Source organism: Mesorhizobium sp. LjNodule214 (genome assembly GCF_964252735.1).
Classification (GTDB): domain Bacteria; phylum Pseudomonadota; class Alphaproteobacteria; order Rhizobiales; family Rhizobiaceae; genus Mesorhizobium.
The window spans coordinates 941,578-955,973 of record NZ_CAXUPE020000001.1 but is presented as its reverse complement, the minus strand read 5'-3'; the positions used below and the strand labels follow the sequence as shown (position 1 = coordinate 955,973).

Sequence of the window (14,396 nt, the reverse complement as noted above, 5' to 3'; positions counted from 1 at the left end):
GCGCTTCCCAAGCATTCGCAATTCTGATTTTGGGAACCCGCGCTGGCACGGCTGGCGCGGGTTTTTCTTTGGCTCAATCGGGTCTGGAACATGAGCGATATGGAAACTCTCGAAAATTCCCTGATGACCGACATCGCCTCGGCCGCCGACGAGGCGTCGATCGAAGCCGTGCGCGTTTCGGCGCTCGGCAAGAAGGGCTCGGTCTCCGAAATGCTGAAGACGCTGGGCGCGATGAGCGCCGAGGAGCGTCAGATCAAGGGACCGGCGATCAACGGCCTGAAGAACCGCGTCACCGAGGCACTTTCGGCGCGCAAGGCCGAGTTGAAGGACGTGGCGATCGCCGCCAGGCTTACCGCCGAGACGGTCGATGTGACTCTGCCGGTGCGCCAGTCGCCGGCCGAGCGCGGCCGCATCCACCCGATCAGCCAGGTCATCGACGAGATCGCGGCGATCTTCGGCGACCTCGGCTTCGCCATCGCCGAAGGTCCGGACATCGAAAGCGACTACTACAATTTCACCGCGCTGAATTTCCCCGAGGGCCATCCGGCGCGCGAGATGCACGACACCTTCTTCTTCCAGCCGGACGAGAAGGGCGAGCGCAAGCTGTTGCGCACCCACACCTCGCCGGTGCAGATCCGCACCATGGAGCGGCAGAAGCCGCCGATCCGTATCGTCATCCCCGGCAAGACCTACCGGCAGGATTCCGATGCCACCCACTCGCCGATGTTCCATCAGGTCGAGGGGCTGGTGATCGACAGATCGGCCAACGTCGCCAACATGAAGTGGGTGCTGGAGGAGTTCTGCAAGGCCTTCTTCGAGGTGCCGAGCGTCAAGATGCGCTTCCGGCCGTCCTTCTTTCCGTTCACCGAGCCCAGCCTCGAGGTCGACATCCAGTGCGACCGCTCGCGGTCGGGCGAAGTGCGCTTCGGCGAAGGCTCCGACTGGATGGAGATCCTCGGCTGCGGCATGGTGCATCCCAATGTGCTGCGCCATGGCGGGCTCGACCCCGACGAATATCAGGGCTTCGCCTGGGGCATGGGCATCGACCGCATCGCCATGCTGAAATACGGCATGCCGGACCTGCGCGCCTTCTTCGACGCCGACGTGCGCTGGCTGTCGCATTACGGTTTCCGACCGCTCGACATGCCGACGCTGTTCGGAGGCCTAAGCGCATGACAGCGCCCCACACCGGCGGCTGCCGTTGCGGCGCCGTGCGGTTCGAGGCTTCGGCCGAACCGCACCATGTCAGCTATTGCCATTGCGGCGATTGCCGGCGGGCGAGCGGCGCGCCGGTGTCGGCCTTTGTCGGCTTCACGGCCGATCAGGTCGTCTTCACCGGCAAGGCGCTGAAGATGTTCGAGAACGGGCCGGTGACACGCTCGTTCTGCGGCATTTGCGGCTCGCCGATCGCCTATGTCGACGGGCGGCTCGAAGACCACATCTATTTCACGCTCGGCGCCATGGACATGCCGGCCTATTTCAGGCCGACGCACCACGCCCATGTGCGCGAGCAGCTGCCCTTCCTGCACATGCCGGACGACTTGCAGCGCCATCTCAAGACCAGCGTGCCAAGACCATCATCGTCTAACCCGGACGGAACACAGTCATGAAATTCACTCTCTCCTGGCTCAAGGATCACCTCGAGACCGACGCTTCGCTGACGGAAATCGTCGAGCGGCTGACCTCGATCGGCCTCGAAGTCGAACATGTCGACGACAAGGCCGGCCTGAAACCCTTCGTCATCGCCAAGGTGCTGACGGCCGTGCAGCATCCCGATGCCGACCGGCTGCGTGTGCTGACCGTCGATACCGGCGACGGCAAGGCCCCCATTCAGGTCGTCTGTGGGGCACCTAACGCCCGCGCGGGCCTGATCGGCGCCTTCGCCGCGCCCGGCACCTATGTTCCCGGCATCGACGTGACGCTGACGGTCGGCAAGATCCGCGGCGTCGAAAGCCACGGCATGATGTGCTCGGAGCGCGAGCTGGAACTGTCCGACGAGCATCACGGCATCATCGACCTGCCTGAAGATGCACCGGTCGGCACCAGCTTCGCCGCCTATGCGCATCTCGACGATCCGGTGATCGAGATCAATCTGACGCCGAACCGGCCGGACGCGACCAGCGTTTACGGCATTGCCCGCGATCTGGCCGCGAGCGGCCTTGGCCGCCTCGTCGGCGGCGCGATCATGCCGCATGCCGGCAACGGCATGTGCCCGGTGAAGGTGACGATCGAGGCGCCAGAGCTTTGCCCCGGCTTCGCGCTGCGGCTGGTGCGCGGCGTCAAGAACGGCCCGTCGCCGAAATGGCTGCAGCAGCGGTTGATCGCCATTGGGCTCAGGCCGATCAGCGCACTGGTCGACATCACCAACTACGTCACCTTCGATCGTGGCCGGCCGCTGCATGTGTTCGACGCGAAGAAGGTTGCCGGCAACCTCACCGTGCGCCGGGCGAAGGACGGCGAAAAAGTGCAGGCGCTTGACGGGCGCGAATACACGCTGACGCCGGAGATGTGCGTCATCGCCGACCAGGACGGCGTCGAATCGATCGCCGGCATCATGGGCGGCGAGCATTCCGGCTGCGACGAGAGCACCACCGACGTTCTGATCGAATCGGCCCTTTGGGACCCGATCACCACGGCCCGCACCGGCCGTACGCTCGGCATCATCAGCGATGCGCGCTACCGCTTCGAGCGCGGCGTCGACCCCGAATTCATGGTGCCGGGCGTCGAGCTGGCGACGAAGCTGGTGCTCGATTTCTGCGGCGGCACGCCGACTGAGATGGAGGTGACCGGCTATGCCGGCCATACGCCGAAGATCGTTGCCTTCCCGCTGTCGGAAGTGAAGCGGCTGACCGGCATCGCGGTGCCGAGGGCGGAATGCCTCGATATCCTGTCGCGCCTCGGCTTCGAGCCGCAGGGCTCGGGCGAGATCGTCGATGTGACGGTCCCCTCCTGGCGGCCGGATGTCGACGGCAAGGCCGACCTGGTCGAGGAAGTCATGCGTATCCACGGCGTCGACAACATCGCGCCGCAGCCGCTCGGCTCTCACGACGCGGTCAATTCCAAGATCCTGACCACGCTGCAGATCCGCACCCGCACGGCCAAGCGGGCGCTTGCCGTGCGCGGCATGATGGAGGCCGTCACCTGGTCGTTCATTCCGGCCAAACATGCCGAACTGTTCGGTGGCGGCCAGGCGACGCTGAAGCTCGCCAACCCGATCGCCGCCGACATGTCGGACATGCGGCCCTCGCTGCTGCCCGGCCTGATCGCCGCCGCGCAGCGCAATGCCGACAAGGGCATTGGCGACGTGGCGCTGTTCGAGGTCTCCGGCACCTATGAGGGCGACGGCGCCGACCAGCAGCGGCGTGTCGCCGCTGGCGTGCGCCGCGGCACCGCCAAGCTGGACGGCTCCGGCCGCAACTGGGCCGGCAATGCCGGTCCGGTCGGCGTGTTTGACGCCAAGGCCGATGCGATTGCGGCACTCGAAGCCTGCGGCGCGCCTGTCGAGCGACTGCAGATCGAGCCCGGTGGCCCGGCCTGGTACCATCCCGGCCGTTCCGGCACGCTCAAGCTCGGGCCAAAGGTGGTGCTCGGCACGTTCGGCGAATTCCATCCGAAGACGCTGGAGGCGCTGGATGTTTCCGGACCGCTATGCGGTTTCGAGGTTTTCGTCGACGCAGTGCCGGAGCCGAAGGCCAAGCCGACGCGGACCAAGCCGAAGCTGGAGCTGTCCGCCTTCCAGGCGGTGAAGCGCGATTTCGCCTTCGTCGTCGACAGAGGGGTCGAAGCCGGCACGCTGGTGCGCGCAGCTTTGGCCGCCGACAAGAAGCTGATCACCGGTGTCTCTGTGTTCGATATCTTCGAAGGCGCGTCGCTCGGTGCCGCCAAGAAGTCGATCGCCATCGAGGTGGCGATCCAGCCGGTCGAAAAGACTTTGACCGACGAGGATTTCGAGGCGCTGGCCAAGCGCATCGTCGAGAATGTCGGCAAGCAGACAGGCGGCGTGCTGCGCGGCTGAGGGATTGCCGGCAGGTGGCGAATCGCTCTCCAAAGGGCGATGGATCACCTTCGCTATGCCGGCCTCTCCTTCGAAGAGCAGCGCGCTGCATTTCTCGATATCGTCGCGGCTGACTCGCTGATCGCAGAGACGCTGGCGCGGGTGCGCCAGCTTGACCTGCCGGACTGGCTGGTGGTTTCCGGCGCGCTGTACAACAGCGTCTGGAACCGCCTGACCGGCAAACCGTCCGGCTACGGCATCAAGGATGTCGACCTGTTCTATTTCGATGATGCCAACCTCTCCTACGAGGCCGAGGATGCGGTCATCCGCCTAGCGGCAAAGCATTTCGAGGGGCTGGCGCTGCCGGTCGAGGTGCGCAACCAGGCGCGGGTGCATCTGTGGTACCCGATCAAATTCGGACAATCGTGCCCGCGCTACACGAGCTCCAGCGAATCCGTCAGCTATTTTGCGTCGAAGACGCATGCGGTCGGGGTCCGCTTCGGCAGCAATGGGCAACTTGATGTGGTGGCGCCGTTCGGGCTGGACGACATTTTTTCGTTCCGCATCACGCCGAACCGGGTGATGGACAATCAGGGGACGCATGAGGCCAAGGGTGCGCGGGCGCGAGCCAATTGGCCGGAGATTACCGTCGTGCCTTGGTAGGCCTACAGGTTTGAATGTCGGCGGGACAGCACCCCCCTCAGAGGGGGGTGTTTCGCGCCAACCTCTCGCAACTTTTTTGCAGCGCGGCGATCGAAAAAGGGGACGCCAGAGCGCCCCCTCTTTTCTGATCGTTCAATCGGTCGCCGCTCACCCATTCACCAGCGCCAGCAATTCCTCGGTGTAGCGCTTGCCGACGACCTTGTCCGGCGACAGCGCATCACCGATGGCCGCCACCTCGGCAGCGCTGAGATCAATCTCCGCAGCCGCCGTGTTCTGCTCCAGATGGCGAATCTTGCGCGCACCGGGGATTGGCACGATGAAATCGCCCTGATGCAGCACCCAGGCCAGCGCCAGCTGGGCCGACGTGACGCCCTTCTCCGCCGCCATCTTTTCCAGCACGGCGATGACGGCCGCATTGGCGGCCATGGCGTCGGCCTGGAAGCGTGGCAGCGTGCGGCGCCAATCGTCGTCGCTCAAGGCCTCGGGTTTGGCGATGGTGCCGGTCAAAAGGCCGCGGCCGAGCGGGCTGTAGGGGACAAAACCGATGCCGAGTTCGCGGCAGAGGGCAAACACCTCGTCTTCCGGGTCGCGGCTCCACAGCGAGTATTCGCTCTGTACGGCCGATATCGGATGCACGGCATGCGCCCGGCGGATGGTCGCGGCACTCGCCTCCGACAGGCCAAGCGCGCGGACCTTGCCCTCACGCACAAGCTCGGCCATGGCGCCGACCGTGTCCTCGATCGGCACGTTGGGGTCGACGCGGTGCTGATAGTAGAGGTCGATGACATCGGTGCCCAGCCGCTTCAGCGACGCCTCGGCGACGGCCTTGACGTGCTCGGGGCGACTGTCTACGCCGGCCATGCGGTCGATGCCCGTGCCTTCCTCCAAGATCTTGAAGCCGAATTTTGTGGCGATTGTCACCTTATCGCGCACCGACTTTAATGCCTTGCCGAGCAGGATCTCATTCTCGTAGGGGCCGTAGACTTCCGCCGTGTCGAAGAAATTGACGCCGATGTCGACGGCGCGATGCAAGGTGGCGATCGCCTCGGCTTCCGGCTGGCCGCCATAGACAAAGCTCATGCCCATGCAGCCGAGGCCGACCGGGAAGACTTCGAGTTCACTACCTAGCTTGCGGGTTTGCATCACGCATCTCCTTGTTGTGATGCGACAGAAATAGCGCCTTGCTTCCTGTTCGATAATCGGCTCTCACTTGCACAGCCTGTTCTATAAGATAGATCAATGAATCGAACCCATCTTTCCCAGCTGGCGGTGCTGGCAACCGTTGCCCAATGCGGCAGCTTCCGCGGCGCGGCCAGGGAACTTGCCATTGCGCCCTCGGCGGTCAGCCACGCGGTGTCCAGCCTGGAGACGCGGCTCGGCGTGCGGCTGCTGGCGCGCAGCACGCGCAGTGTCGCCCCAACCGAAGAGGGAGCGCAGCTTTTGGAGCGGCTCAGGCCGGCGCTGTCGGAGATTGACCTTGCGCTGGAATCGGCCGTCGAGGCGCGCGACCGGCCGGCCGGCAATCTCCGGCTGACCGTGCCACGCACCGCTGCCCATCTGGCGCTGACGCCACGGCTCGGCGCCTTTGCCCGGGCCTATCCCGACATCGTGCTGGAGATCGTCATCGAAGACCGCTTCACCGACGTGGTCGAAGGCGGCTTCGATGCCGGCGTGCGGCTCGGCGAGAGCCTGCAGCGCGACATGATCGCGGTGCGCATCGGGCCCGACATCCGGGGCGCGGTGGTCGGCGCGCCATCCTATTTCGCAAACATGCCCAGGCCGCGCCACCCGCGCGATCTCGCCGACCACCGCTGCATCCGCTTCCGCTTCTCCAGCGGCATCCTCTACCGTTGGGAATTCGAGAAGGACGGCGAGGAGATCGAGTTCACCGCGCAGGGCCCGCTGATCCTCGACGAGGATCATCTGATCGCCCAGGCGGCAGTCGACGGCGCCGGTCTTGCCTTCGTGTTCGAGGACTATGTGCGCGATGCCACAGGCGACGGCCGTCTCACCCGCGTGCTGGAGGACTGGTGCCCGTCCTTCCACGGCTTCTTCGTCTATTATCCGAGCCGGCGTCAGATGCGACCGGCGTTGAGGGCTTTTGTCGATTTCTTCAAGGTGAGTGGCTGACCGGACGAAAGTTGGTCCGGCAATCGTTGAGTGGCCATGACGACAATGATCACCAACAGCCCGACCCGCTATGGCTGGGCAACAATCATCCTCCACTGGCTGATAGGGATTATCTTCATCGGCCAGTTCGGGCTCGGCTTCGTCATGGTGCGGATCGAGAGCCAGCGCACGGCTTTCGAGCTGATCCAGCTGCACAAATCCTTCGGGTTTCTGCTGCTCGGCCTGGTGATCCTGCGCATCGCCTGGCGCCTCGGCAATGCGGCGCCGGCGCTGCCACGCTCGGTCGGAGCGTTGGAGCGGCGAACGGCACCGGTCGCGCATCTTGCGCTCTACGCGTTCCAGCTTGCCTTGCCCATGTCCGGCTGGGCGCTGGTGTCGGTGTCGATGCTGGCAATCCCCAGCATGCCGTTCAATCTGTTCGTGATGCCGAACCTGCCGCTTGCCATGTCGGACGCTGCGGAGAGCTTCTGGACAGAAGCGCATTGGTATCTTGCCTATGTTGGCATCGCCCTTGTCGTCTTGCATGCGCTGGCTGCGCTGCGCCATCATTTCTGGCTGCGCGACAGCGTGCTCGTTCGCATGATCACGCCTTCGTCAGCGCAGGACGGGGAATAGGACGAGCGGCTGATACGTTCATGGGACGAGGACGCAGACAGTGCGTGTCTCCAGAAGGAAAAAACCTATGTATGCGCGCATCCTCGGATTGGCGGCTTTTGCCGCTTGCCTTGCCATGCCTGTCTTCGCCGCGGTCGCCCTCAGCGACGCGGCCGGCAGCTATACGATCAGCCCGGCGGGTTCCAGCATCCGCTTCACCATCGGCAAGGCCGGCGGCGGCGGGTTCGACGGCGCCTTCGCCCGTTTCAAGGGCACGATCCGCATCGACAACAGCGATGTCGGGCGCTCCGCTGTCAACCTCACCATCTATCCGGAAAGCGTTGGCACCGGCCAGGGCCGCATCGATGCGTTCCTGCGCTCCGACGCGGTGTTCGACGCGGCCAACAGCCCGGAAATCCAGTTCCGCTCGACCAGCGTCAAACGCACCAGCGACACGACGGCTCTGGTCGCCGGGCAGCTGACGGCGCGCGGCAAGACGTTTGCCGAAAAATTCACTGCCGAACTCGGCGGCCTCAAGGGTGGCACGATCAAATTCCACGTCACCGGCAAGGTGCTGAGGTCGCGCTACGGCATGGATGTCGGCACGCCGATCTATTCCAACGTCGTCAACTTCGACATGACGCTGACGGGGAGAAGAGGCTAGTCCCGGGGCGCAGGGTTGGCGGGGTCGTCATCCTGGAGCGAAGCAAGGAGCGAAGCGAAGCGGCGCGGACCACAGGATCCATGCCGTGACATCGGTGCGTTGCTGCGGTGAAGAAGTCTGCTCCGCCGCGCTCTTTGGCCGAGGTAACGGCATGGATCCTCGGGTCAAGCCCGAGGATGACGAAGGTGTGGTTCGAAGGGCCAGTCTCCAATTGGCTTTTCCATCGATTTCGGGCAAACCTCGACGCCTGCAATCTAGAGATGGAGAAGCCCGATGTTCCGATGGGGTGTTTTGTCGACGGCCAAGATCGGCCGCGAGCAATTGTTGCCGGCGATCGTCGAGGCAGAGAACGGCGTGCTGTCGGCGATCGCCAGCCGCGACCTGTCGAAGGCGCGTGCGCTGGCCGACCGCTTCGGCGCGCCGCATGCCTTCGGCTCCTATGAGGAATTGCTCGCCTCCAAGGATATCGACGGCGTCTACATCCCGTTGCCGACCTCGCAGCATGTCGAATGGACGGCGAAGGCGATCGAGGCCGGCAAGCATGTGCTGGTCGAAAAGCCGCTGGCGCTCGACGCCAAGGACATCCTGCCGCTGATCAAGCTGCGAGACCAGAAGAAGGTGCTGGTCTGCGAAGCCTTCATGGTCACCTACCACCCGCAATGGATCAAGGTGCGCGACCTCATCGCCGGCGGCGCCATAGGCCGGCTGCGGCATGTGCAGGGCGCGTTTTCCTATTACAATGTCGACCCCAAGAACATGCGCAACCAGCTCGATCTCGGCGGCGGCGCGCTGCCCGACATCGGCGTCTATCCGACGGTGTCGACACGCTTTTCGACCGGCAAGGAACCGTTGCGCGTGCAGGCGACGATCGAGCGCGACAAGAATTTCGGCACCGACATCTACTCCTCGATCCGTGCCGATTTCGGCGACTTCGAGCTGTCCTTCTACCTGTCGACGCAGATGGCGGCCCGGCAGGTGATGGTGTTCCACGGCGAGAAGGGTTTCATCGAGGTGTTCTCGCCGTTCAATGCCGGGCTCTACGACCACCATCGCATCGAGCTGCACAACCAGAACCACACCGAGGCGCAGGTGTTCCGCTTCCCCGGCACGCAGCAATACCGGCTGGAGGTCGAGACCTTCGCGCGTGCGGCACAAGGCGGCAAGGAGCGCGTCTTCACGCTGGAGGAATCGGTGCTCAACCAGAAGGTCATCGACGCCATCTTCCGCGCCGGCGGCAAGGACGGTTGGGAGAACGTCTGATACTTTTCCAAAGCCTGGGGGGAGAAAAGATGGCTGACGATGCGGATGTGATCATTGTCGGGGCGGGGCTGGCCGGCCTCGTCGCCGCAGCAGAACTGGCCGAGGCCGGCAAGAAGACCATCATCGTCGACCAGGAACCGGAGCAGTCGCTGGGCGGCCAGGCGTTCTGGTCGTTCGGCGGCCTCTTCCTCGTCGATTCGCCCGAGCAGCGGCGCATGCGCATCCGCGATTCGCATGATCTGGCGCTCGAGGACTGGATGGGCACGGCGGCCTTCGACCGGCCGGAGGATTTCTGGCCGCGCAAATGGGCGGAGGCCTATGTCGGCTTCGCCGCCGGCGAAAAGCGCTCCTGGCTGATCGAGCGTGGCATCAAGTTTTTTCCGGTCGTCGGCTGGGCCGAGCGCGGCGGCGGCAACGCCATCGGCCATGGCAATTCGGTGCCGCGCTTCCACATCACCTGGGGCACCGGCCCCGGCGTTCTCGAACCTTTCGTCCAGCGCGTACGCGAGGCGGAAAAGCGGGGACTGATAAGCTTCAGGTTCCGCCACCGGGTCAACGAGCTGATCCGGACCGACAAGACCGTCACAGGCGTGCGCGGCGATATCCTCGAGCCAAGCAATGTCGAGCGCGGCCACAAGAGTTCGCGCGAGATTTCAGGCGATTTCGAGCTTCATGCGCAAGCGGTGATCGTCGCCTCCGGCGGCATCGGCGCCAATCCCGAGCTTGTACGCAAGAACTGGCCGCAGCGGCTGGGCGCGCCGCCGAGGCGCATGATCACCGGCGTTCCCGACCATGTCGACGGCCGCATGCTGGCGATCACCGAACAGGCCGGCGGCTCGATCATCAACCGCGACCGCATGTGGCACTATGTCGAGGGTATCAAGAACTGGGCGCCGATCTGGACCGACCATGCCATCCGCATCCTGCCCGGCCCGTCCTCGCTGTGGCTCGACGCGCGCGGCAAGCGGCTGCCGGTGCCGCTCTATCCGGGCTTCGACACGCTGGGCACGCTCAGCCACATCATGAGCACCGGCTTCGATTATTCCTGGTTCATCCTGACGAAAAAGATCATCCAGAAGGAGTTCGCCCTGTCGGGTTCCGAGCAGAACCCCGACCTCACAGGAAAGAGTTGGCGCCAGGTGCTGGGGCGCGCCACCTCCGGCATTCCGGGTCCGGTCAAGGCGTTCATGGAAAAGGGCGAGGACTTTATTGTCGAGGCCGAGCTTCCGGCGCTGGTCGCGCGGATGAATGCGCTGGCCGGCGGCGAGCCCTTGCTCGAACTCGGGCAGGTCGAGCGCGAGATCCGCGCCCGTGACCTGCAGCTCGACAACCCGTTCTCCAAGGACATGCAGATCACCGCCTTGCGCGGTGCCCGTGCCTATCTCGGCGACAGGCTGTTCCGCACGGCCAAGCCGCACAAGATGCTCGATCCGGCGAACGGGCCGCTGATCGCGGTCCGCCTCAACATCCTCACGCGCAAGACGCTCGGCGGCCTGCAGACCGACCTCGACAGCCGTGTTCTCGGCGCCGATGGTCAGCCTGTCGAAGGGCTCTATGCGGTCGGCGAAGCCGCCGGATTCGGCGGCGGCGGCGTGCATGGCTATGCCGCGCTCGAAGGCACCTTCCTCGGCGGTTGCATTTTCTCGGGCCGCAGTGCGGGGCGAGCCGCCGCGGCGGCGGTCGGGTGAACGGAAACGGCGCCCGCGCGGACGCCGTCTCTCTGGAATTGCCGTCGCGACGTTAGGAACTGGCCCCCGCGCCGCTAAGCGCCTGGTGCAAGGTCTCCGCGAACCGATCGGGGTAAGGGGCAAAGCCCATATGGTCGCCGGGAAAGGCCACTCGCCCGGTGCCGAGCTTGTCGGCCAATGCCTTGCCCATGCCATCGATCGGTTGGCCGACGGAGTCTTCGCCGATGCCGATCACGACAGGGGCGCCACGCAGCGCGTCGACGTCGGGGCGGTAGAGCGACAGCGGCATGATGCCGTGCGCCAGCCAGTATTCGAAATTGCCGCTCACCCGAGCAAAGGTTTCGACCTCCTCCGGCGTCGAGGCAAACTGCGGCGCCGCCGGCTGTTCGGTGTCTTCCTGCCCGGCCTCGTCGTGGTCCGGTCCCTCGGACAGGCCATTGTCGCTGAAGAATTTCTGCATCGCCGCCTCGACGCCGTGGCTGCGATAGGTGTCGTGCAGCTCGCGCATGCCGGCCAGGGCCTGCGACGGGTCGTCGAGCATCATCATGCTGGGTGGCTCATGTGCCACCAGCACACGCACACGGTCAGGATGGCGGGCGGCGAGATTGAGGCCGATCTGGGCACCGCCGCTGGTGCCGAACACATAGGCCGGGCCGACGCCGAGCGCCTCGATCAGCCGTCCGGCATCATCACCGTGGACGTCAAGGCTCTGCGCCTCGGCCTGCCCGTCGAACATGCTGCGCGAATTGCCGCGCGGGTCGTAGGCGACCACCGTGTAGCGGTCGGCGAGGTGGCGCGCGACATCGGCGAAGACGCCGGCGTCCTGCGGCCCGCCGGGGATGATCAGCAGCACCGGGCCGGAACCGCGCGTCTCGTAATAGAGGCTGGCCCCCGGTACTTTCAGCGTCGAAGCGGTGATGCCGTTGCGGGTCGTGTCCTGATAATTCATGGCAGTATCTCCTCTGGGTTCGAAAAATGGATGCGCCGGCAGCGATGGCTTTGCCTATCTGCTGGCGAGAACCATGCGGTTGCCTTCGCTGTCGCGGAATTCGGCGACGGTGCGGCCCGGCTGCCAAGGCGCTTCCTGCGGCTCGGTGACGATCTCGACGCCTCGTGCCTTCAGCGTCGCGGTCGTTGCCTCGACATTGTCGTCGACCAGGACCAGCACCGGCTCCGCGCTCGGCGCACTATCTGCCCGCCTGACGAAATGCAGGTTGGTGACCGCATGGGGAAATGCCAGCTCGATCCAACGCCAGCCACTGTCGCCCATCGGCTGGTCGGCTATGAGCTGGCAGGCAAGGTGACCGGTGTAGAACGCCTTGGCGCGGTCCTGGTCGAACACGGGAAGTTCGGCAAACTGGATATGCATGATGTCTCTCCTCATCACAGAGGCCGCGGCGCAGCCTCGACGAATGAAAGACGATGGAGACGATCGAAAAGATTCGCAGGATGCCGAGAATCTTTTCGGCAATCCGGAACGTCTTTCTCGTGCAGACCCACCAATCAGGAGACGACCATGGGCTACAATCTCATCCGCTACCGCGTGAAAGACGCCAGCATCGCCGACAACCGGGCGCTGGTGGCAAAGGTGTTCGAGGCGCTCAACGAAACGAAGCCGCAATCCGTGCGCTATCTGGTGCTGGAACTGGAGACTGGAGAGTTCGTCCACTTCGTCGGCCAGGAGAAGGACAGTTCCGCTCTTACCGGACTCGACGCCTTCAAGGCGTTCAGCGCCGACCATGCCGGGCGGCGCTCCGGGCCACTCAGCAGATCGGCGGCAAAAATCGTCGGCAACTATCGTATGCTGACGGACGCCAAAGAGGCCATGCCGGCCTGACTATAGGTGGCGGCGCGGTACTGGCGTCATGTCGGACCGGCCACGCGGAGCACGAGGACCATGAGCACACCAAAACTCGACCGCGCGGCACTCGAGGCGATGCTTGCTGGCCTGCGCCCGAAGCTGCATCGCTACTGCGCCCGCATGTCGGGCTCGGTGATCGACGGCGAGGACATCGTGCAGGAGACGATGCTGAAGGCGCTGCAGGCGCTCGACGGCAATGTCCTGGTCGAGCGTCCCGAGCAATGGCTGTTTCGCATCGCCCACAATGCCGCGCAGGATCATCTGCGCCGGCGCCAGCGGGAGCGGTCGCGCATGACCGAGGCCGACATGACGACGATCGAGGATCCTTCCGCCGGTGCCGATGCGCGGCTCGCCGCTGCTGCCAGCCTGCGCAGCTTCATGCAGCTTTCGGTGGCGCAGCGCAGCGCCGTGATCCTCGTCGATGTGCTTGGCCTCAGCCTTGCCGAGACCTGCGAGGTTACGGGCGCGACGCTGGCTGCCACCAAGGCGGCGCTGCATCGCGGCCGGGGCGAGTTGAGAGCGCTGGCATCAATGCCGGACGAGACGGTCGCGCCAAAGCTCAACGCTGGCGACGAGCGGCGCCTGCGCCGCTATGTCGACCTGTTCAACGCGCGCGACTTCGACGCGGTCAGGGCGCTGATCGCCGAGGATATCCAGCTTGAGGTCGTCAACCGCACCCGCCTCAGCGGCAAGGCGCAGGCCTCGACCTATTTCGGCAATTACGACCGCGTCAGCGACTGGGCGCTGTCGCTCGGCTTCGTCGACGGCAGGCCGGCGATCCTGATCCGCGATCCGCAGGCGGACGGCGCCGTGCGCGGCTTCATGCTGGTCGAGTGGCTGGACGAGCAAGTCGTCGCGATCCGCGATTTCCGTTATGCGCCCTATTGTGTCGCTGACGCGGATATTCGCCTCATCGACGATTAGAAGGTTGCCCTAGGAGGGTTCTCCCCTCTGGCCCGATCACTGGTCGACGACAAGACGCAGCACTCGGGAGGCCGGCAACAGTCGCACCTGCTAGGGCGAGACCAGGTGCTCGCGCCCGTCCTGCTCCACCATCTTGAGCCGGCTTTCAGGCCCGTCCGCTTCGAGGATAATGTAGCTCTCGTCGTCGCCGCCGACGAAGCTTAAGCCCGCTCCAGTCATCGAAGCACTGATCTTTACCGAGGGCTGGCCGTTGGGATGGATCAGCCGGAACAGCACGGTTTCGCTCGCCCCTTCGACCTCGGGCTGGATGGACAGGCTGGCGCGCACCCGCCCCCGGGGGTCCACGAGCTCGAAGGCGCTGCCGCGAACGATGCCCATGCCGCCCTGTGCGGTCGCCGGCAAGACTTGCGTCAACCCGATTCCCAGGAGCCAAACCAAATTGGCCGCAGTTAATACGGCAAGAACCACCTCGCGCCTCATCTATCATTCCTCCAATCATCAGCCGATCGGGAAATGTTGCGCCTCTTTTGCGGCAGTGCGGTGATCACCGTCTGGCGATTGCGGCGGACGAAAGGACCGGTCGCCAGCTCGCACAATTCCCGAGTGGCGACGCAGGGC

Annotated in this window: 15 protein-coding genes; 11 read left to right on the top strand and 4 right to left on the bottom strand. The window is 64.8% G+C overall.

All coding sequences use genetic code 11. From position 1 onward, the window contains the following. Window positions 1–90 precede the first annotated feature (90 nt). The 4 genes from pheS to ACSQ3Z_RS04660 are packed head-to-tail and all read left to right on the top strand — an operon-like array spanning window position 91 to window position 4,657. Window positions 91–1,176, top strand: coding sequence for a phenylalanine--tRNA ligase subunit alpha (gene pheS, locus ACSQ3Z_RS04675; RefSeq protein WP_436170188.1), 1,086 nt, complete (start codon window positions 91–93; stop codon window positions 1,174–1,176). Beyond that, window positions 1,173–1,610 carry a GFA family protein gene (locus tag ACSQ3Z_RS04670; RefSeq protein ID WP_436170187.1) on the top strand — a complete coding sequence of 146 codons (438 nt, stop codon included), beginning with the start codon at window positions 1,173–1,175 and terminating at the stop codon, window positions 1,608–1,610. Before pheS ends, ACSQ3Z_RS04670 begins: the two co-directional genes overlap by 4 nt. Further along, window positions 1,607–4,015, top strand: coding sequence for a phenylalanine--tRNA ligase subunit beta (gene pheT / locus ACSQ3Z_RS04665; protein ID WP_436170186.1), 2,409 nt, complete (start codon window positions 1,607–1,609; stop codon window positions 4,013–4,015). The genes ACSQ3Z_RS04670 and pheT overlap by 4 nt, the downstream gene beginning before the upstream one ends. 39 nt (window positions 4,016–4,054) lie before the next feature. Then, window positions 4,055–4,657 carry a nucleotidyltransferase family protein gene (locus ACSQ3Z_RS04660; RefSeq protein ID WP_436170185.1) on the top strand — a complete coding sequence of 201 codons (603 nt, stop codon included), beginning with the start codon at window positions 4,055–4,057 and terminating at the stop codon, window positions 4,655–4,657. A 147-nt stretch (window positions 4,658–4,804) separates the two neighbouring features. On the opposite strand, the gene ACSQ3Z_RS04655 is transcribed toward ACSQ3Z_RS04660, so the two are convergent. Continuing rightward, complete coding sequence (locus ACSQ3Z_RS04655; RefSeq protein WP_436170184.1) at window positions 4,805–5,800, bottom strand: aldo/keto reductase; 996 nt, start codon at window positions 5,798–5,800, stop codon at window positions 4,805–4,807. A gap of 96 nt (window positions 5,801–5,896) precedes the next feature. Here ACSQ3Z_RS04655 and ACSQ3Z_RS04650 point away from each other — a divergent pair, with 96 nt between their 5' ends. The 5 genes from ACSQ3Z_RS04650 to ACSQ3Z_RS04630 all read left to right on the top strand — a co-directional run bounded on the left by ACSQ3Z_RS04650 (window position 5,897) and on the right by ACSQ3Z_RS04630 (window position 10,993). Further along, a complete protein-coding gene (locus ACSQ3Z_RS04650; RefSeq protein WP_436170183.1) occupies window positions 5,897–6,787 on the top strand; it encodes a LysR substrate-binding domain-containing protein in 891 nt (296 codons plus the stop codon). A gap of 36 nt (window positions 6,788–6,823) precedes the next feature. Continuing rightward, entirely contained in the window at window positions 6,824–7,402 is a 579-nt protein-coding gene (locus ACSQ3Z_RS04645; RefSeq protein ID WP_436170182.1) for a cytochrome b, read from the top strand. A 67-nt stretch (window positions 7,403–7,469) separates the two neighbouring features. Further along, the gene (locus ACSQ3Z_RS04640; RefSeq protein ID WP_436170181.1) at window positions 7,470–8,045 is read left to right on the top strand and encodes a YceI family protein; all 576 of its coding nucleotides are present in this window, start codon (window positions 7,470–7,472) and stop codon (window positions 8,043–8,045) included. Window positions 8,046–8,318: 273 nt separating this feature from the next. Beyond that, window positions 8,319–9,305, top strand: coding sequence for a Gfo/Idh/MocA family protein (locus ACSQ3Z_RS04635; RefSeq protein WP_436170180.1), 987 nt, complete (start codon window positions 8,319–8,321; stop codon window positions 9,303–9,305). Between the two features lie 29 nt (window positions 9,306–9,334). Further along, window positions 9,335–10,993 (top strand): FAD-binding dehydrogenase, encoded by a 1,659-nt coding sequence (locus ACSQ3Z_RS04630; RefSeq protein ID WP_436170179.1) that lies wholly within the window; start codon window positions 9,335–9,337, stop codon window positions 10,991–10,993. 52 nt (window positions 10,994–11,045) lie between these two features. On the opposite strand, the gene ACSQ3Z_RS04625 is transcribed toward ACSQ3Z_RS04630, so the two are convergent. Then, on the bottom strand, window positions 11,046–11,942 hold the full coding sequence (locus ACSQ3Z_RS04625) for an alpha/beta hydrolase (RefSeq protein ID WP_436170178.1): 897 nt from the start codon (window positions 11,940–11,942) through the stop codon (window positions 11,046–11,048). Between the two features lie 54 nt (window positions 11,943–11,996). Next, on the bottom strand, window positions 11,997–12,362 hold the full coding sequence (locus tag ACSQ3Z_RS04620) for a VOC family protein (protein WP_436170177.1): 366 nt from the start codon (window positions 12,360–12,362) through the stop codon (window positions 11,997–11,999). A 147-nt stretch (window positions 12,363–12,509) separates the two neighbouring features. On the opposite strand from ACSQ3Z_RS04620, the gene ACSQ3Z_RS04615 reads away from it, so the two are divergent. Together ACSQ3Z_RS04615 and ACSQ3Z_RS04610 are read left to right on the top strand one after the other, a co-directional pair. Further along, window positions 12,510–12,830 carry a hypothetical protein gene (locus ACSQ3Z_RS04615; protein WP_436170176.1) on the top strand — a complete coding sequence of 107 codons (321 nt, stop codon included), beginning with the start codon at window positions 12,510–12,512 and terminating at the stop codon, window positions 12,828–12,830. Window positions 12,831–12,890: 60 nt separating this feature from the next. Next, window positions 12,891–13,778: a sigma-70 family RNA polymerase sigma factor gene (locus tag ACSQ3Z_RS04610; RefSeq protein WP_436170175.1), complete on the top strand. Its 888-nt coding sequence runs from the start codon at window positions 12,891–12,893 to the stop codon at window positions 13,776–13,778. A 90-nt stretch (window positions 13,779–13,868) separates the two neighbouring features. Here the strand turns inward: ACSQ3Z_RS04610 and ACSQ3Z_RS04605 are convergent, their stop codons facing one another. After that, complete coding sequence (locus tag ACSQ3Z_RS04605) at window positions 13,869–14,258, bottom strand: hypothetical protein (RefSeq protein ID WP_436170174.1); 390 nt, start codon at window positions 14,256–14,258, stop codon at window positions 13,869–13,871. Between the last annotated feature and the right edge of the window lie 138 nt (window positions 14,259–14,396).